We start from the raw sequence: 19103 nt of genomic DNA, 5'->3' as shown, positions 1-19103 counted from the left end.
TACGCTGATGCGGCGGCGCACTCCCGGCCCCGACGGCGCCGGGGCGCGATCCGGCCCCAGCTCGCGGTCCCGTGGTCAGTTCTCGGAACAGGTTGTAAGGATGCCCAAGCTCTCTCTCGTCGTCCCCGTGTACAAGGTGCAGGGCTATCTGCCCGAGTGCCTCGACTCCGTACTCGGACAGGACTGCACGGACTTCGAGATCATCGCGGTCGACGACTGTTCGCCGGACGGGTCAGGGGCCATCCTCGACGAATACGCGAAACGGGACTCCCGGATTCGTGTGATTCACCTCACGGAAAACGTGGGCCTGGGGCGTGCGCGCAACGCGGGGCTGGAAAAGGCCACGGGCGATTACGTGTTGTTCCTGGACAGTGACGACACGTTGTCCGACGGTGCCTTGTCGGCCATTTGCGACCGGCTCGACGCCACGGACAATCCCGAGATTCTGGTCTTCGACTACGCCCGCACCTACTGGGACGGCACGGTCCGCCCGAACCTGCGGGCCGATCTCCTCAAGCAGGACGGTCCGGACGTCTTCTCCCTCGCCGAGCGCCCCAAGCTGCTCGACCTGCTGCAGATCGTCTGGAACAAGGCCTATCGGCGCGACTTCGTCACCCGGACCGGGCTCACCTTCCCGCCCGGGTACTACGAGGACGCCCCCTGGACGTTCTGCTCCCTGATCAGCGCCGAGCGGGTCGCCGTGCTGGACCGCGTCTGCGTGCGCTACCGGCAGCGCCGCGAGGGCGGCAACATCCTCAAGACGGTCAGCCGCAAGCACTTCGACGTCTTCGACCAGTACCAGCGGGTCTTCGACTACCTCGACGCGCACGAGGAACTCGCCGAGTGGCGCGGCCCGTTGTTCCGCAAGATGGCCGACCACTACCTGACCGTCCTGGAGCGCCCGGGCCGCCTGCCGCAGGACGCGCGGGCGGAGTTCTTCCACCGCGCCTCGGCCGACTACCGCGCCCGGCTGCCCAAGGGCTTCACGCGGCCGGCCGGCGGTCGCGGTCACAAGTACGGGATGCTGGAGCGCGACGCGTACACGACCATGGTGAGCGCGCTGGCGGCGGTGAAGTTCCGCCAGCGGGTCAAGACCCGCACCCGTACCGCGCTCAACCGGTCCAAGCGCAGCGCGATGGGCGCGTTCTACCAGTCCCAGCTCAGGCTGCCGCTGGACGACAACCTGGTGCTGTTCTCCGCCTACTGGAGCCGCAGCGTCTCCTGCAACCCCGCCGCCATCGACGCCGAACTGGCCCGGCTGGCCCCGCACATGCGCCGCGTGTGGGCGGTCCGCGCGGAGAACGCGGCCCAGGTGCCCACGGGCGTGCGGGTCGTGCGGGTGGGCTCGCGCGAGTACTGGGCGGCCCTCGCCCGCGCCAAGTACCTCGTGAACAACGTGAACTTTGCGGACTCCGTGGTGAAGCGGGAGGGCCAGGTCCATGTGCAGACCCACCACGGCACCCCGCTGAAGACCATGGGCCTGGACCAGCAGAAGTTCCCGGCCTCCACCGACATGGACTTCGAGAAGCTCCTGGAGCGGTGCGACCGCTGGGACTTCAGCGTCAGCGCCAACCAGTTCTCGACCGTGATCTGGGAGCGGGTCTACCCCTGCTCCTACACCACGCTGGAGACCGGCTACCCACGCAACGACGCCCTCGTGAACGCCACCGCCGAGGACGTGCGCGCGGCGCGTGCGGCACTGGGGCTGGCCGACGGCGCCAAGGCGTTCCTCTACATGCCGACGCACCGCGAGTACCAGCCGGGCTTCACCCCGCCGCTGGACCTGGCGCGGATCGCCGACGAACTCGGGCCGGACGTGACCCTGCTGGTGCGCGGCCACTACTTCTACGGCAGCTCCCCGCACGTCGCCGAACTGCGCCGCACGGGCCGCATCATCGACGTCTCCGGGCACGCCCGGGTGGAGGAGCTGTACCTCGCCGCGGACGCCCTGATCACGGACTACTCCTCGGCGATGTTCGACTACGCCGTACTGGACCGCCCGATCATCAGCTACGTCCCCGACTGGGACGTCTACTCGGCGGTGCGCGGCACCTACTTCGACCTGCTCCAGGAACCGCCCGGCGCGGTGGCCACCACCCAGGCGGAGCTGCTGCGGCTGCTCGCCTCGGGCGAGTACGACAGCCGGGACACGACCGAGCGCCGGGACACCTTCCGCCGGCGTTTCTGCGAATTCGACGACGGACACGCATCCGAACGCGTCGTTCGACACGTCTTCCTGGGTGAGCCGCTCGCGGAGCTGCCGCCGATCGTGCCGTTGGACCAGCGGGTGCCTGCTCCGCCCCCCAGCCCGGGCAACGCCACGTCCGACCCGATATCCGTCCTTTGAGCCAGAGGTAGCCGCAGCTGTGTCCCAGCACCACGACAGAACGCCCGACATCAGCGTCGTCGTCATCGTTTACAACGACGCCGATCGTCTTCCGACGGCGGTGCAGTCGGTCCTCGACCAGACCCTGCACAATGTCGAGGTCATCGTCGCCGACGACCACTCCACCGATGGCTCCTTCGAGGTCGCGCAGCGGCTGGCGGCCACTTCCGACCGGGTGCGGGCCATCCAGCTGGCCGAGAACAGCGGCGGCTGCGGCGAGCCGCGCAACCAGGGCATAGCCATCGCCCGCGGCCGCTACGTGATGTTCCTCGACAGTGACGACACCCTCGAGGTCAACGCCTGCCGCAACATGCTGGAGGCCGCCGAGCGCACCGGGGCCGACCTCGTTTCCGGGCTCTGCCTGCGTGTCCACACCGACAGCCGGTCGGGTAAGACTGCCAAGTGGTACCAATGGCTCTACCGGCAGACCCGCACCTTCGACTCGGTCGCCGAGATACCCGACCTACTGGTCTTCGACACCCTGTCGACGAACAAGTGCTACCGGCGCGAGTTCCTCGTCGACAGCGGCCTGACCTTCCCGCGCGGCATCCACTACGAGGACCTGCTCTTCTCCGCCCAGGCGTACCTGGCCGCGTCCCGGATCACGCTGATCCCGAACACGGTCTACCACTGGAACGTCGTCGAGAAGACCGAAGAGAAGTCGATCAGTAACCGCCGGCACGAGATCAACAACTTCGCCGACCGGCTCGAGATCCACCGCAGGATCGACCGCATCCTCGCCGATGAGGGCCACGACGACCTGAAGCTGCACAAGGACACGAAGTTCCTGAAGCACGACCTCGTCCTCTACCTCCGGGAGTTGCCTTTCCTGGACGACGAGTACCGGCACCACTTCGCGGAGATGGCCCGCAGCTACATCCAGGACTTCCCCGACGAGGCCTACGCGGAGCTGTCCCCGATCCACCGGCTCTGCGCCTACCTGCTGCTGCGTGAGGACTGGGACCACCTCATGCCGGCCATCGACACGCTCATCAACAAGAACAAGGTCTCCAGCCCGCTGCTGGAGCGGGACGGCCGGGTCTACTGGTGCGCGGAGCACCTGGACGACCCGATGGGCCGCACCGTGCTCGACGTGACCGGCCTCGGTTACCACGCCAGGCCGGTCCAGCGTCTCAGCCTGCGCAACGCGGTGACTCGGTACGCGGAGCAGCCTGCGGGGGTGGCCCTCGCCGGTGCCCTGGTCAACCCGCTGGGCGTGATCTCCCCCGGCGCCCGGCTGGAGGGCGAACTGGAGTTCCGCGCCCGCCGCAAGAGCCTGCAGTCGTTCCGATTCCCGGTGTCGGCATTCCGGCACGAGGGGGAGTCCGTGACCTGGCAGGCCACGGTCCCGCTGGCCGGCAAGCTACGCCCAGTGGGTCTCATCGACGACGTGTGGGACGTACGCATGCACCTCACGGTCGACGGCGAGCGCACCACGAGCCGGCTCACGGTCGGGCGCACCGATCTGGAGGGCGCAGGCGAGATCCGCATCCGCCCGCGGCTCGGCCGGATGATGGCCGACCGGATCCTGCCGCACGCCTCGGCCAACGGGCACCTCGCCTTCCGGCTGACCCAGCACGGCCGGCTGGCGCAGCGCACGTCGACGCTCGTCCAACGCAACATCCAGAGCCCGCCCGCCCGCATGGCGAAGAAGATGGTGCGCAAGGTCGCCTCGGTGCGCAAGGACCTGCACTCCGGTCCGCGCAAGATCGAGACGTTCGAGCGCATGATCCGGCTGCTGCCCGTACGCAAGGGCACCGTCGTCTTCGAGAGCCACCTCGGCAAGCAGTACAGCGACAGCCCCCGCGCCATCTACGAGGAGCTGCGCCGGCGCGATGTGCCGGTCAAGGTCTTCTGGTCGTACGCCGGCAACCGCCCCACCGGGTTCCCCGAGGACGTGGAGCTGGTGCGCCGCTGGTCCTGGCCCTACCTCAGGGCGCTGGCACAGGCCGAGTTCTGGATCGACAACCAGGGGTTCCCGCTGAAGCTGCCCAAGCGTCCGGAGACCACCTACATCCAGACCTGGCACGGCTCCGCGCTCAAGCGCATGGGCTTCGACGAGCCGCATTACCGGATCATGCCGGAGCACGAGCAACAGGCCTATCAACGGGCCATCGACCGCTTCGACCACTTCGTGGTACGCGGCGAGCACGACGAGAAGACACTGGCCCGGGCCTACCGAGTACCGGAGGAGAAGCTGCTGCGCACGGGCTACCCGCGCAACGACGCCCTGGTAGGGGCGCGCGACTCGGCGGCCACCGACCCGGCCGCGCAGGAGCTGGCCGAGCGGCTGGGCATCCGGCGAGACCGCCCCGTCGTCCTGTACGCCCCGACGTTCCGGGCGCAGGAGAACGGCAAGGTACGCAAGTTCGAGTTTCCCTTCGACGTCGAGGAATTCGCGGACCGCTTCGGCGACCGTTTCACGCTGCTGATCCGAACGCACTACCTCAACAACGTCACGCTGCCTCCGTCGGTCGCCGGCCGCGTGGTCAACGTCAGTGAGGAACCCGACATCACTCCGGTGCTGCTGCTCTCGGACGTGCTGGTCACCGACTACTCCTCCGTCATGTTCGACTACGCCCTGCTCCAGCGGCCCATGGTCTTCTTCACCTACGACTGGGACGAGTACGCGCAGAACAGCCGCGGAACCTATTTCGACCTGTCGGAGCAGGCCCCCGGTCCGGTGACCGGTACGGCGGAGGAGCTCTTCGATGTGTTGTCGGACCTGGACACCCTCGCGTCCGGCTGCGAGGGACGGATCAAGGAATTCATGACGCAGTACGGTGAGTACGACCGCGGTGACGCGGCCGCCCGGATCGTCGATCGCTTCTTCGGCTCCGAGGGAGAAGCCCGATGACACAGCGCGACATCATTTTCGTGGCGAACGAGGTCAACGAACTCGGCGGCGTCGCCCGCTGGCAGGCGCTGATGGCCCGTTTGTTCGCCGAGCGCGGCCACCGCGTGACCATCGTGGGCATCGCACCGCCCGAAGTACCGATGGACCTCGGTGACGACCCGCCCTTCACCACCGTGACGCTCTACGATCAGCGGCCGCCCGGGCCCTGGCAGGCCCGCAACCTCCGCGACCGGGCCAACCTCGCGGCCCGGCGGCGCGAGGCCGCGCGGGAGGCGGGCACGCGGGAGACCGCGGAGCGGTTGTCGGGTCTCTTCCGGGCCGCCGGCCCTGGCGCCATGATCATCGTGACCCAGGTCTGGGCCATGGAGTGGGTGGCCGCCGCCGACACTGCCGGTCATCCGGTCCTCGGCATGAGCCACGAGTCCTACGAGTACTCGAAGGGCTCCTCGCGTTTCCAACGCGTCCGGCGGTACTACAAGGACGTCGACCGGCTCCTCCTGCTGACCCAGGAGGACGCCGACCTCTGGGTCGGCCGCGGGCTCAACAACGTGGGGTTCATGCCGAACCCCCTGCCGATGATGCCGGAGGTCCCTTCGTCGCGCACCGAGAAGGTCGTGGTGAGCGTCGGCCGCCTCGGCCATCAGAAGGGCATCGACATGCTGCTCGACACCTGGGCCGATGCTGCGCCCAAGCACCCCGGGTGGCGCCTTCGCATCTACGGTTCCGGTCCCGACGAGAGCGCCCTCAAGCAGCAGTGCGCCCAGCTCGGGCTGGACGATTCGGTGGAGTGGGCCGGGCAGACCGACGACGTCGTGGGCGCGCTGCACGGTGCTTCGGTGTTCGTCCAGTCGTCCCGCGGTGAGGGCTTCCCACTGGCTCTGCTCGAGGCCATGGCCTGCGCCGTGCCCTGCGCGGCCTTCGACTGCGCGCCGGGCGTGCGCCAGATCGTCCAGGACGAGGAGGACGGTCTCCTCGCCCGCCCGGGCAACACCATGGAACTCGCGCGTCAGCTGGGTCGACTCATGGAGAACGCCGAACTCCGGGACACGATGGGTGAGAAGGCACGTGAGAACGTGCAGCGTTACTCTCCCTCGGCCATCACGGACCAGTGGGAAGAGCTGTTCACCTTCCTGGAACGCTAGTCCCGAAGTCCGACGCTGGTGACGGCGTGGGCCCGGTCGGGGGGGGCCGGGCCCACGCCCGCCCCTTCAGCCGCCGCGCGTACTGGAAAGGCCCTACAACCATTCCCTCCGCTTGTCGGTCATGAGTCGCGATCGTCAAGAAGCCTTACGCAGCACGACATGTGACCGGGAAGGAAGATGCATGAGCCAAACGGACCAGCACGTACCGGCGGACGGTCCCACCGCACAGACGGGCGAGCCCACGGTTGCCGCGCGAGCGTCGTCGCTCCGGCCTGGTACCGAGGCGCCCTTGGCCGACGCGGGGCCGGTGGTCCGCAAGAACCGGCTCGCCGCACTGGACGGGCTGCGGTTCCTGGCGGCGCTGTCGGTGGTCCTCTTCCACTTCGTCGGGCAGACACCCGGGGCGATGGAGTTCGTGTGGGGCCGCCCGGTCGACACCCTGTTCCCGGAGGCGCACCGCTACTTCGCCTTCGGCCGGCTCGGTGTCGACCTGTTCTTCCTCATCAGCGGCTTCGTCATCTGCATGAGCGCGTGGGGGCGCTCCCCTCGTGACTTCTTCATCTCACGGGTCACCCGGCTGTACCCGATGTACTGGGTGGCGATCGTGGTGTCGGCCTGTGCGATCTACCTTTTCGACACGCCGTTCGGGCACCCGAACCCGCGGGTTCTCTTCGCCAACCTCACGATGCTTCAGACCCCGCTCGGCGTTGACAACCTCGACTCCGTCTACTGGACGCTCTGGCCCGAGCTTTGTTTCTACCTCACCTTCTCGGTGGTGGTCTGGAAGGGCCTGACCTACCAGCGCGTGGTGGTCTTCTGCGGTCTCTGGACGGTCGCCGCGGTGCTGGCGCCGAGCGCCGGGATCCCGCTGCTCACACTGCTCGTCAATCCGACGTCCGCCCCGTTCTTCATCGCGGGCATGGCCTTCTACCTGATGTACCGCTACCGGCCGACGCCGCTGCTGTGGGGCATCGTCGCCATGTCGTGGTTGTTGGCGCTGCACTTCCTGCTGGCTCCACACGGAGGACGCAACAACTGGGAGACCTGGTCGCCTTGGCGTGGCTGGCTGATCCTCTCGACCACGGTGTTCTTCCTGCTGATCGCGGCGATCGCGCTCGGCTGGACCACCTGGATTCGCGGGCGCTGGCTGACCGTCGCGGGATCGCTGACCTTCCCCCTGTACCTCCTGCACGACGTCATCGGCGTTTCGCTGCTGCACCATTTCAGTGACCGCATGAGCCCCTGGACTCTGGTGGGCGTGACGGTCGGCGGCCTCGTCGTGCTGTCGTACTTCGTCCAGCGCTTTGTCGAGCGCCCGATAGCGCTTGCCATGCGGCGGCTGCTGAGCAGTGCCGAGTTCGGCCTGAAGACGCCGACCTCACGCCGACGGCCGTGACGTCCGACCCGGGCTCGCGACACTCGGGCTGATCCGGTTCAGGCTGCGACAGACCTGCGGAATGTCCACCGATACCGCTGCGGCAAAGCTCGGCAGATGCGCGTACTTCGACGACCTGTCCGAGCAGCCGGCGAGGACGACCTCAACGAATCCCTGATCCGGTGCCTGATAAACTGCCCGGGCAACCGAGCTGCGGGCCGCGTTCCGTAGGTGGTTCGTGCAGTACGCCGACGGGCGCGCGACGGCGCGGCTAGCACGCAGCCTGCTCCTCAGCGAGGAGCCGAGTCTCCCGGTGCTGTCCATGGACGCGATCGCTCCAGCCCCAGCGTCGGCCGCATCCAGGCCCATGTCCTACGGCAGCGGACAAACTCGAACGCGGACACGTCTGCGCCTTACCGGCCGTTCTCCGATGTGGACATGAACGCACGCCCGTAACTCAAACGACGAAGGACACCAGGCAACACATGGCCTCTCACATCAGCAAGGCTGTCATCCCCGCAGCCGGGCTCGGTACCCGGTTCCTGCCGGCCACCAAAGCCACTCCCAAGGAGATGCTGCCGGTCGTCGACAAGCCGGCGATCCAGTACGTGGTCGAAGAGGCCGTGACCGCGGGCCTCGGCGACGTCCTCATGGTCACGGGCCGCAACAAGCGCCCTCTGGAGGACCACTTCGACCGCAATTACGAACTGGAGTCCGCCCTCCAGAAGAAGGGCGACGCGAGCCGGCTGGCCAAGGTCCAGGAGTCCAGCGACCTCGCCATGATCCACTACGTCCGCCAGGGCGACCCCAAGGGCCTCGGCCACGCCGTGCTGTGCGCCGCCCCGCACGTCGGCAACGAGCCCTTCGCGGTCCTGCTCGGCGACGACCTGATCGACCCGCGCGACCCGCTGCTCCAGCGCATGATCGAGGTCCAGGAGCAGTACGGCGGCAGCGTCATCGCCCTCATGGAGGTCGCGCCCGAGCAGATCCACCTCTACGGCTGCGCGGCCGTGGAGGGCACCGAGGACGGCGACGTCGTCAAGGTCGGCGGACTGGTCGAGAAGCCCGACGCGGCCGACGCGCCCTCCAACTACGCCATCATCGGCCGCTACGTGCTCGACCCGCACATCTTCGACATACTCCGCAAGACCGAACCCGGCCGCGGCGGCGAGATCCAGCTGACCGACGCCCTCCAGCAGCTCGCCGAGACGCATACAACAGCGGCTACCGCCGAGGGAAAGGCCGGCGGCCCGGTGCACGGCGTCGTCTTCAAGGGCCGCCGCTATGACACCGGTGACCGCGGCGACTATCTGCGTGCCATTGTCAGACTCGCGTGCGAACGTGAAGACCTGGGCCCGGACTTCCGGACCTGGCTTCGTAGTTACGCCAACCAAGAGCTGACGGACGTCAGCGCCTGACGGGTGACGGCGGCACTGGAACGGCGCGAAGGGTGAGCTGAGAACCCACGACGAAGCTGAGTCGTGGGACGGTTGGCCTCGGGCTCAGAGCTCCCCGGCCAGTACACCAGCCCGGAAGGCGGCCCACTCCGGAGCAGTGCAACCGGGCGGTTCCCGAGCGGGATTCTCGAATCGCACCGCCCGCGCCCCGCCGGTGAGTTCGAAACGCGGTAGTTGCTCAGCTTCACTGGGCGAAGGCTGTGGCGAAGGGCGGGCGCCTGTCCTCGCACTCGACGCACGCCTGAGTTTTCCGACACGACCACACTCGGCATGAGCGGCGGGGAGCTCCCGAGATTGGAACGGCCGAGCACCCCGGATGGACCGCGCAGTCGAGTGGCACGAGCCGGACGGTAACGCTCGGCGTTTTGGCGATGTCGAGCAGCCGTCGAAGTTCACGCATGGCGGACGGGCGCATGGCGAAGTGCTGGTGAAGTGGCCTCGTGGGTGATCGCCCAGAGTCCGAGCGGTGAGCCGGAGCACGTCAGCACGGGTTGACGCGCAAGTCTCGCCTCAGCCAGTGCAGCGATCTCTTCCGGCGTGCGGAACGTCGTGAACGGTGATGATTTGGCGCGCATAGGCGGCTGTTTGAAGCAGGCTCGGAAGGCGGGGCATGCCCTCCTCGTTACGAGCCGCAGCGTCGTTCAGAGTCTCCGCCGTCGGACGGTTGACATCAAAGGGAAGTTGGGCGTGGCGGCAGTTCGGCACGCACGACCTGACCGCGGCTCGCGCGCACGATCTGAGCCCCTACTACGGCCGAGAGCTACCCGATAAGCACGCCCGGTCCTACCGGGACCCTTTTCCCATCTGCGGTGCCCGGCGAGCGAGCCCTCGCCCGCCTGAAGCAATGGCGGAGCTCCCGCCAGGCCCACTGCGGACCGACCCGGATCAGCCGGACCGTCGCCGCCGTTCACGCCATCGACTTCGCCTGACGATCGGGATGAGAAGGGCACAGTGAAGTACGTTCACTGCGGGGTGATTCCGCAGTTACGACCTGCGGGCCATTCAGGAAAACGAGGTGCTGGAGACTCGGGCCTTGTAGAAATGCCCTTCGTAGCCGTAGCCCTCCAAATTGCGCCTGTAGGTCCGCTCGCCGGAGCTGTTGAAGAATTGGATGTAGGTATTCCACCAGCCATTGCTTGGAGGAGACGTCACAGCGATGGCCTGCTGCCAAAACGATACGCCGGAACGCACACGGGAATACGACTTGACTCCGGCATCGGACGGTGTCATGGAACTGATGACCCCCGTTGCCTTATGTACGCGTTTCACCGACCCACCACCTGTGATGAGCAGGTAGCCGGAGTCACTGTAGTCGGTGTCAAGGCTGTGCCCGTTGAAGGGCGAGGAGAAAGTGTGCACCCAAGCTGCCTCAAGGCGAGTGGACAGCGCGTCGCCATTCACTCGATATTTGGCAAGGGTCCAAGTTCCCAGGGCCCAAAGGTGACTTCCGTCGTACCAGATTCCATGCGCGCCCTGGAATCTGATCTCCTGGACCCTCCTCAGGGTACTCGGGTCATTGGGGTCGGTCGGCGCGTAGACAGTGAGGAACCCAGGGTAGTCAACCCGATCCGACGCATGCGATGAAGCGACCACGATCGCTCCGATCCCCGGTATGCGTTCCACCGCATGCGGATTCCCGTACGGCCTCGCAGACCACAGAAGTGCGTCATCGTCGCCAAAGTTCACGATACCGACCTTGCCTTGTGATGCCGTGACTAGAGCAACCCACCCGAAGGCATCAGTGTCGCGGAACTTGACGTCTGACAGCCCGTTCCAAGTGTTGACTCCATCGACGATTGCACTGGGCGGCGTCCAGGACCAAACCTGATTCGCTGGGGTCCAACCTTCACCTGCCGGATGGATGAGAATCTGATTCCTGTTCTGCTCGCAGACCGCCACATGAAAGGTGTCAGCTGCCTGCGCACTGGGGGATGCCGACATCGAGACCAGCGAAGCACCCCCCATGGATACAACACTCCTGAGTAGAGAACGACGGTCCATCAAATCACCTTTACTACTGGCAGATTGGATCACAAACGGGCCACGAGATGCTAACACGCCTGCGACTACTGGCATTTGACGGGCGATTCCTGGTGGCGGCCGCGCACACCTCATCTGTCGAGGACGGGCAGGACGACAGGATCTGGAGTGCCCAAAGAACCGGATGCAGTGGACAGTGTGGTATTCGAACGACCGCGCCCTCACGGGCGTCGCCGAGAGCTTGCGCATCCATCTGGAGACGGTGCGGAAGAAGCGGCCGTCGCGGAGCATCGCGATCACTACGCTGATGCGGTGGCGGAGGAGGGCTTGGGTGAACACCACGCGTTCAGCTGCCGGTACCCGGCTCTGGAGGTGTGTTCGCCGTGGATCCAGGTACCCAACCGCCTGGTCGCCGGGGCGAGGCCTTTATGAGGCAGGGCTGGCGGCGGTAGGGACCGCGAGCTGCCGTCGCCGACGGCGGTCGGGAGGACTGCGGCGGTCAGGGCCTCGGCGAGAGGATGGGTTTCGTTCCGAACCTCCAGGGCTCGGCGTTGTTCGTCGAAGGCGGCCAGTCACTTGGTCAGCGAGGGCACGATCACTCCACGAGGGCCGCGGTCATGTCGCCACCGTTCGCCCGAGATCGAGTACTACGACAGCACCTCATGCCAGGCACTGTCGGCTGATCCTGGCCCCGCCATGCCCGAAAAGCTGGCGGGACCAGTCCGGTACCGTCGTGGCCGACCTCCGCGTCCCATGCTGACGCGGTGCACTCATGTGGGCACAGTCGCTGCTGAGGCCAGTCGGTCAGGACTTGGGGGGACGCTCAGAACGGCTCGAAACCGTCGAACTCCCGGTCCGCCTCGTCGCGTTCGGCGTCGCGTTCCCGGCGGCGCTGGGCGGCCGGGCGGGGTGCCTCGAAGCGGTGGTCCTCGCCGCGGCGGCCGAGCATCTCGGCGCCGGCCGTCACGGACGGCTCCCAGTCGAAGACGACCGCGTTGTCCTCGGGGCCGATGGCCACGCCGTCGCCGTTGCGGGCGCCCGCCTTCATCAACTTGTCCTCGACACCGAGGCGGTTGAGCCGGTCGGAGAGGTAGCCGACGGCCTCGTCGTTGTTGAAGTCGGTCTGGCGCACCCAGCGTTCGGGCTTCTCGCCGCGCACCCGGAACAGGCCGTCCTCCTCGCGGGTGACGGTGAAGCCGGCGTCGTCCACGGCCTTGGGCCGGATGACGATCCGCGTGGCCTCGTCCTTGGGCCGGGCCGCGCGCGCGCCGCCCACCAGCTCGGCCAGCGCGAAGGACAGCTCCTTCAGGCCCATGTGGGCCACCGCGGACACCTCGAAGACGCGGTAGCCGCGTGCCTCCAGGTCCGGCCTGACCATCTCGGCGAGGTCCTTGCCGTCGGGCACGTCGATCTTGTTGAGGACGACGATCCGGGGCCGGTTGTCCAGCCCGCCGTACTCGCTGAGCTCCGCCTCGATGATGTCCAGGTCGGAGACCGGGTCGCGCTCGGACTCCAGCGTCGCCGTGTCCAGTACGTGCACCAGCACGCTGCACCGCTCCACGTGGCGCAGGAACTCCAGACCGAGGCCCTTGCCCTGGCTGGCACCGGGGATCAGACCGGGGACGTCCGCGACGGTGTAGACGGTCGAGCCCGCCGTCACCACGCCCAGGTTCGGGACGAGCGTCGTGAAGGGGTAGTCGGCGATCTTCGGCTTGGCCGCGCTCAGTACGGAGATCAGCGAGGACTTGCCGGCGCTCGGGTAGCCGACCAGCGCCACGTCGGCGACGGTCTTCAGCTCCAGGTGGATGTCCTGGACGTCCCCGGCCACGCCGAGCAGCGCGAAGCCGGGCGCCTTGCGCCGCGCGGAGGCCAGCGCCGCGTTGCCGAGGCCGCCCCGGCCGCCCTGCGCGGCGACGTAGGAGGTGCCCTGGCCGACCAGGTCGGCGAGGACGTTGCCCGCCCTGTCGAGTACCACGGTGCCGTCGGGCACGGTCAGGACCAGGTCCTGGCCGTCCTTGCCGGAGCGGTTGCCGCCCTCACCGGGCTTGCCGTTGGTGGCCTTGCGATGCGGGGAGTGGTGGTAGTCGAGGAGCGTGGTCACCGACTGGTCGACGGTGAGGATCACGTCGCCGCCATGGCCGCCGTTGCCGCCGTCCGGGCCGCCGAGCGGCTTGAACTTCTCACGGTGGACGGAGGCACAGCCGTGGCCTCCGTTACCCGCGGCGACATGCAGCTCGACGCGGTCCACGAAGGTGGTCATGGGATGTGCCTCCAGTTACTGCCTGCTGTGGGGATGTCTCTTGGGTAACACGCGAAAGGCGGACCCGCTTCCCCTGGGGGAAGTGAGGTCCGCCTCGCGAAAGTTTCCGATCAGGCGACCGGAACGATGTTCACGACCTTGCGGCCACGGTGGGTGCCGAACTGCACCGCACCGGCCTGCAGCGCGAACAGCGTGTCGTCGCCGCCACGGCCGACGCCGGCGCCCGGGTGGAAGTGGGTGCCGCGCTGGCGGACCAGGATCTCACCCGCGTTGACGGCCTGACCGCCGAAGCGCTTCACGCCGAGCCGCTGGGCATTGGAGTCGCGACCGTTCCGAGTGGACGATGCGCCCTTCTTGTGTGCCATCTGTTCTCAGTCCCTTACTTCGCAGCCGCGGGGATCTCAGTGACCTTGATCGCCGTGTACTGCTGGCGGTGGCCCTGACGACGGCGGTAGCCGGTCTTGTTCTTGTAGCGCAGAATGTCGATCTTCTGGCCCTTGTGGTGGTCCACGATCTCGGCCTGGACCTTGATGCCGGCCAGCACCCACGGGTCGCTGGTCACAGCGTCGCCGTCAACGACGAGCAGGGTCGAGAGCTCGACCGTGTCGCCGACCTGGGCGGTGGAAATCTTGTCAACCTCAACGATGTCGCCGACAGCAACCTTGTGCTGGCGACCACCGCTGCGCACGATGGCGTACACGCGGATCTCACTCTCTCGCTCTGGAACGGCACCCCCGCAGTCCAGCCGTCCGGTGACACACGCGAACGGCCTCTCCCGGCCGGGGCCCGTCGGGGCCCGCACCCGGAAGGAAGAAAGGTTTACGGGGATGTGACGCGTCAGTCGACACGCCGACGGTCAAGATTACGGGGCCGCACGACAAGGGTCAAACCGGGCCCCCGGGCCTCAGCCGGCGACCGCCGCGACGTACTCGGCGTACGCCTCCTTGGCCCGCGCGGGCGACAGGTCGAGATGCTCCAGGACCGTGTACCGGCCGGGCCGGGTCTGCGGCGCGAACTCCACGGCCCGTACGAACTCCTCGTCGTCGAACCCGATCTCCTGGGCCACCACGGGCAGCCCGTGCCGGCGCAGCGTCCCGGCCATCAGCAGGGAGCCCTCGTGGTCGCCGCGCAGATACGTCGCGAAGGCCGCGCCGATGCCCACCTGCTCGCCGTGGCTCGCGGCACGCCTCGGATACAGCAGGTCGAGCGCGTGGCTGATCTCGTGGCAGGCGCCGGAGGAGGGCCGGGTGTGTCCGGCGATCGACATGGCGATGCCGGACAGCACCAGGCCCTCGGTCAGCACGGTCAGGAACCCGTCGTCGCCGCAGCCGCCGGGGTGGCGCAGCACCGCCTCGCCGGCCTGCCGGGCCAGAGCTGCGGCGAGGCCGTCGACCTTCTCGCCGGTGACCCGGTGGGCCAGCTCCCAGTCGGCGACCGCGGAGATGTTGGAGACGGCGTCACCGATCCCGGAGCGCACGAAGCGGATCGGCGCCTCGCGGATCACCGCGAGGTCGACGACGAGCCCGATGGGCGTCGGCACGCCGTACGAGCCGCGGCCCGCGTCGTTGTCGAGTATCGACACCGGTGAACAGATGCCGTCGTGGGAGAGGTTGGTGGCCACGGCGACCATGGGCAGGCCGACGCGGGCCGCGGCGAACTTGGCGCAGTCGATGACCTTGCCGCCGCCGAGCCCGACGATCGCGTCGTAGCGGCTCGCCTTCATGCCGTCGGCCAGCCGCACGGCGTCGTCGATGGTGCCGCCGCCGACCTCGAACCAGTCGGCGCCGGGCAGGGACGGCGCCAGTCTCCGGCGCAGGCGGGCTCCCGAGCCGTCGCTGATCGCCACGGCGAGCTTTCCGGACTGGGAGATCCGCTGGTCCGCGAGGACACTCGCCAGGTCGTCGAGCGCGCCCGGACGGATGTCCACTACGAGCGGCGAGGGGATGAGCCTCGTCAGTACCGGCACGTGATCTTCTCTCCTCGCGGGGACGGGTCGGCGGGGACGGGTCGGTGGCCCGGTTGTGCGGTGATGATGCGCCCGGGGACGTCCGGGGAAACGTGAGGTCCGAAACGTGTGGTCCGAAACGTGAGGTCCTGTCCGAACGGAATCCGAGCGGATGCCGAGCGGGACAGGACCACACGTTCTGCGACAGACGGCCGGATCAGCCCTCGTCGGTGGCGGCCGTGACCGAGGACGGCGTCTGCTGGGCAGCCGCCGCGGTCTTCTTCGACGCCGTCTTCTTGGCCGTGGCCTTCTTGGCGGTCGTCGTCTTGGCCGCCTTCTTGGCCGTGGTCTTCTTCGCGGTCGTCGTCTTCTTGGTCGCGGTCTTCTTGGTGGCGGCCTTCTTCGCCGTCGCCTTCTTCGCCGTCTTGCGCGCCGCCGCCTTCTTGGCCGGGGCGGTCTCCTCGGCGGCGTCCGCCTCGGGTTCCGCCACGGCCGCGGTCTCGCCCGCTTCCTCCGCCGGGGCCGACGGGACGACCATGACGGCCGCCTCCTCGGACGCGGTGGACGTGGTGGGCTTGCGCACGGCCCGGCGCCTCGGACGCGCCGGGGCGGCGCTCTCGGCGGCCGCGGCGGCCGACTCCACGGGGGCCTCGGCAGCCGCCGGTGCCTCCGTCGCCTGCTCGGCCTGCGCGGTCTCCGGGACCGTCAGCACGGCGGCCTCGGCACCCGCGGGCGAACCGGCCGGTGCGGACACCTTCCGGGTGGCCCGACGGCGGGTACGGCCCTTGGGCGCGGCCTCCTCGGCAACCGGCGCCTCGACGACGGCCGGGGCTTCCTCGGTGACCGGGGCCGGGGCGCCGGAGACGGCGTCCTCGACGGCGGCGGGCTCGGCGAGCACCTCGGCGGCGGGCTCCTGCCGTACCGGACGCTCGACCTCCTCCTGGACCGTGACGTCCTGCGCGGTCGGGACCTCGGCGCGCGCGGCCTCGCCCTTCACGGCCTTGGCCGACTTCGGGGCGCCCGCCGGGGCCGACGCCCGCCGGCTCGTGCGGCGCCGGCCGCGACCGCGCGTGGCGGCTGCCTCGGCCTCGGCGGCGCTGCTGTACAGCTCCTCGTCCGCGCTGAAGTCGGGCGCCGGGAGGGCGACCGGCTCGGCCGCCTCGGCGGCGACCTCGGACTCGGACTCGGTGTCCGCCTCCTGCTCCGCCGTCACACCGGTCTCGACGCCGGCCACGGCCTCGTGCTCGTGCGGCTGCTCCGCGCCGCCGGCCCGCGCCCGCTTGCGGCGCTTGCCGGCGCCGCCACCACCGGCGGCGGCGGTCGGCTGGTCCAGGTGGACGATGACGCCACGGCCGTTGCAGTGGACGCAGGTCTCGGAGAACGACTCAAGGAGGCCCTGCCCGACCCGCTTCCGCGTCATCTGTACGAGCCCCAGCGAGGTCACCTCGGCGACCTGGTGCTTCGTACGGTCGCGGCCCAGGCACTCCAGCAGGCGCCGCAGCACCAGGTCCCGGTTGGACTCCAGCACCATGTCGATGAAGTCGATGACGATGATGCCGCCGAGGTCGCGCAGCCGCAGCTGGCGCACGATCTCCTCGGCCGCCTCCAGGTTGTTCCTGGTGACCGTCTCCTCGAGGTTGCCGCCCTGACCGGTGAACTTGCCGGTGTTGACGTCGACGACGACCATCGCCTCGGTCCGGTCGATCACCAGCGAACCGCCGCTGGGCAGCCAGACCTTGCGGTCCAGCGCCTTGGCGAGCTGCTCGTCGATCCGGTACGTGGCGAAGACGTCGACCTCGCTGGTCCACCTGGACAGCCGGTCGGCGAGGTCCGGCGCCACGTGGGACACATAGCCGTGGATGGTCTGCCAGGCGTCGTCACCGCTGACGACGACCTTGGTGAAGTCCTCGTTGAAGATGTCGCGCACGACCCGGACGGTCATGTCCGGCTCGCCGTAGAGCAGCGTGGGCGCGTTCGAGCTGCCGCCGCTCTTCGCCTTCTTCTGGATCTCCTCCCACTGCCCCTGGAGCCGCTCGACGTCGCGGCGCAGTTCGTCCTCGCTCGCGCCCTCGGCGGCGGTGCGCACGATGACGCCCGCGTCCTCGGGGACGATCTTCTTGAGGATGGTCTTCAGCCGGGACCGCTCGGTGTCGGGCAGCTTGCGGCTGATACCGGTCATCGAGCCCTCGGGCACGTAGACCAGGTAGCGGCCGGGCAGCGAGATCTGGCTGGTCAGGCGGGCGCCCTTGTGACCGATCGGGTCCTTGGTGACCTGCACGAGGACCGACTGGCCGGACTTGAGGGCGGACTCGATGCGGCGCGGCCCGCCGGACATGCCGAGGGCCTCGAAGTTGACCTCACCGGCGTACAGGACGGCGTTGCGGCCCTTGCCGATGTCGATGAAGGCGGCCTCCATCGACGGCAGCACGTTCTGCACCTTGCCGAGGTAGACGTTGCCGACGTACGAGGTGGCCTGCTCCTTGTTGACGTAGTGCTCGACGAGCACGCCGTCCTCCAGGACGCCGATCTGGGTGCGCTCGCCGTGCTGGCGGACGACCATGACGCGCTCGACGGCCTCGCGGCGGGCCAGGAACTCGGCCTCGGTGATGATCGGGACGCGTCGGCGTCCCTGCTCACGGCCTTCCCGGCGGCGCTGCTTCTTGGCCTCCAGACGGGTCGAGCCCTTGATGGACTGCACCTCGTCGGACGGCTCGCCCTTCTCCCGCGGGGGACGGGGCTCGCGGACCTTGACGACGGTGCGCTCGGGGTCGTCGGCGGACGACGACTCGGCGTCGCCGGAGCCGTCCCCGGCACGGCGACGACGGCGCCGGCGGCGACGGCTGCTGCTGGAGCCGCCGCCCTCGCCCGAGGCGTCCTCGCCCTCCTCGGCGTCCTCCTCGGCCTGCTCGGCCGTGTCCGCAGCGTCCTGATCGGTCCGGGCGGCCTGCTCGGCGGCGTACTCGTCGCCGTCCGCGGAGTCACCCTCGGCGGCATCGCCCCGGCGACGGCGGCGACCGCCCCGGCGACGGCGACGGCGCGAACCGGAGTCCTCGGAGCCCTCGGCGTCGTCGTGGTCCTCACCGGACTCGTCGGCGTCGGAGTCGGCGTCCGTCTCGGCCTGGGCCTCGGCCTCCGGCTCGTCCTGCTTCACGGTGGCGGTGGCCCGCTCCTCGGCGGCCTCCTCGGCGGCGGCGCCCCGGCGCTTGCGGCGGCGACGCGACCCGGCGGACTGCTCCTCCGGGAGCTCCTCGGTCTCCTGCGGCGCCTTCTCCGGCTGGGTCCCGGCCGCCTCGGCGGCGGCCTCTGCGGCGGCCCGCTCGGGCGTCTGGAACTGGGGCTCGGCGAACACGGGCGCCTGGAACACCGCGACGGCGGGACGCGACGGGCGCTTGGGAGCGTCCCCCTCGTCGGAGGCGGCGGTCTGCGCCGGCGCGGCGAAACCGGTGGCGGCCTTACGGGTGGACCGGCGGCGCGCACGACGCGGAGCGGCGTCCTCGACGGGCTCGGCGGGCGCGGCGGTCTTTTCGGCCTGCTCGTTCTTGTCCGGCGTCTCGGGAGCCGTGGCGGGCTCGCTCACCTCGGCGCCGGCGTCGGCGGGCGCGCCGGTCGGAGCGGCCACGCGCCGCGTTGCACGACGCCGGCCATGGCGCGGAGTGGCGTCTTCGGCCTCGGCGGGCGCGGGCGTCTCGGCGGCCGCGGGG

Annotated in this window: 11 protein-coding genes; 5 read left to right on the top strand and 6 right to left on the bottom strand. The window is 69.0% G+C overall.

The features are described 5' to 3' along the window. The first annotated feature begins 100 nt into the window (after positions 1–100). The 5 genes from ACFCZF_RS21255 to galU all read left to right on the top strand — a co-directional run bounded on the left by ACFCZF_RS21255 (position 101) and on the right by galU (position 9178). Positions 101–2347: a CDP-glycerol glycerophosphotransferase family protein gene (locus ACFCZF_RS21255; RefSeq protein ID WP_376672973.1), complete on the top strand. Its 2247-nt coding sequence runs from the start codon at positions 101–103 to the stop codon at positions 2345–2347. 19 nt (positions 2348–2366) lie between these two features. Then, positions 2367–5243, top strand: a complete 2877-nt coding sequence (locus ACFCZF_RS21250; protein ID WP_376672972.1) for a CDP-glycerol glycerophosphotransferase family protein — start codon at positions 2367–2369, stop codon at positions 5241–5243. Beyond that, positions 5240–6385, top strand: coding sequence for a glycosyltransferase family 4 protein (locus tag ACFCZF_RS21245; RefSeq protein ID WP_376672971.1), 1146 nt, complete (start codon positions 5240–5242; stop codon positions 6383–6385). The genes ACFCZF_RS21250 and ACFCZF_RS21245 overlap by 4 nt, the downstream gene beginning before the upstream one ends. 181 nt (positions 6386–6566) lie before the next feature. Continuing rightward, positions 6567–7781: an acyltransferase family protein gene (locus ACFCZF_RS21240; protein WP_376672970.1), complete on the top strand. Its 1215-nt coding sequence runs from the start codon at positions 6567–6569 to the stop codon at positions 7779–7781. A 464-nt stretch (positions 7782–8245) separates the two neighbouring features. Next, the gene (gene galU / locus ACFCZF_RS21235; RefSeq protein WP_376672969.1) at positions 8246–9178 is read left to right on the top strand and encodes a UTP--glucose-1-phosphate uridylyltransferase GalU; all 933 of its coding nucleotides are present in this window, start codon (positions 8246–8248) and stop codon (positions 9176–9178) included. Positions 9179–10219: 1041 nt separating this feature from the next. On the opposite strand, the gene ACFCZF_RS21230 is transcribed toward galU, so the two are convergent. The 6 genes from ACFCZF_RS21230 to ACFCZF_RS21205 all read right to left on the bottom strand — a co-directional run. Continuing rightward, positions 10220–11218, bottom strand: a complete 999-nt coding sequence (locus ACFCZF_RS21230) for a hypothetical protein (protein WP_376672968.1) — start codon at positions 11216–11218, stop codon at positions 10220–10222. A gap of 802 nt (positions 11219–12020) precedes the next feature. Continuing rightward, positions 12021–13457, bottom strand: a complete 1437-nt coding sequence (gene obgE / locus ACFCZF_RS21225) for a GTPase ObgE (protein WP_376672967.1) — start codon at positions 13455–13457, stop codon at positions 12021–12023. A 110-nt stretch (positions 13458–13567) separates the two neighbouring features. Next, positions 13568–13822, bottom strand: a complete 255-nt coding sequence (rpmA, locus tag ACFCZF_RS21220) for a 50S ribosomal protein L27 (protein ID WP_003976205.1) — start codon at positions 13820–13822, stop codon at positions 13568–13570. Between the two features lie 14 nt (positions 13823–13836). After that, a complete protein-coding gene (gene rplU, locus ACFCZF_RS21215) occupies positions 13837–14157 on the bottom strand; it encodes a 50S ribosomal protein L21 (protein ID WP_031040408.1) in 321 nt (106 codons plus the stop codon). Between the two features lie 204 nt (positions 14158–14361). Beyond that, a complete protein-coding gene (locus tag ACFCZF_RS21210) occupies positions 14362–15423 on the bottom strand; it encodes an iron-containing alcohol dehydrogenase family protein (RefSeq protein WP_376672966.1) in 1062 nt (353 codons plus the stop codon). Positions 15424–15619: 196 nt separating this feature from the next. After that, on the bottom strand, positions 15620–19103 hold a 3484-nt coding region (locus tag ACFCZF_RS21205; protein ID WP_376672965.1), incomplete at its 5' end, for an Rne/Rng family ribonuclease.

Source organism: Streptomyces sp. NPDC056296 (assembly GCF_042268605.1).
Classification (GTDB): Bacteria; Actinomycetota; Actinomycetes; order Streptomycetales; family Streptomycetaceae; genus Streptomyces.
This window is presented reverse-complemented; position numbering and strand designations above follow the sequence as displayed.

What these genes read in the sequence shown, in the direction of transcription:
- ACFCZF_RS21245 (WP_376672971.1), top strand. Translation starts at nt 5,240, where the DNA reads ATGACACAGCGCGACATCATTTTCGTGGCGAACGAGGTCAACGAACTC.
- ACFCZF_RS21255 (WP_376672973.1), top strand. Translation starts at nt 101, where the DNA reads ATGCCCAAGCTCTCTCTCGTCGTCCCCGTGTACAAGGTGCAGGGCTAT.
- ACFCZF_RS21240 (WP_376672970.1), top strand. Translation starts at nt 6,567, where the DNA reads ATGAGCCAAACGGACCAGCACGTACCGGCGGACGGTCCCACCGCACAG.
- galU (WP_376672969.1), top strand. Translation starts at nt 8,246, where the DNA reads ATGGCCTCTCACATCAGCAAGGCTGTCATCCCCGCAGCCGGGCTCGGT.
- ACFCZF_RS21230 (WP_376672968.1), bottom strand. Translation starts at nt 11,218, where the DNA reads ATGGACCGTCGTTCTCTACTCAGGAGTGTTGTATCCATGGGGGGTGCT.
- obgE (WP_376672967.1), bottom strand. Translation starts at nt 13,457, where the DNA reads ATGACCACCTTCGTGGACCGCGTCGAGCTGCATGTCGCCGCGGGTAAC.
- rpmA (WP_003976205.1), bottom strand. Translation starts at nt 13,822, where the DNA reads ATGGCACACAAGAAGGGCGCATCGTCCACTCGGAACGGTCGCGACTCC.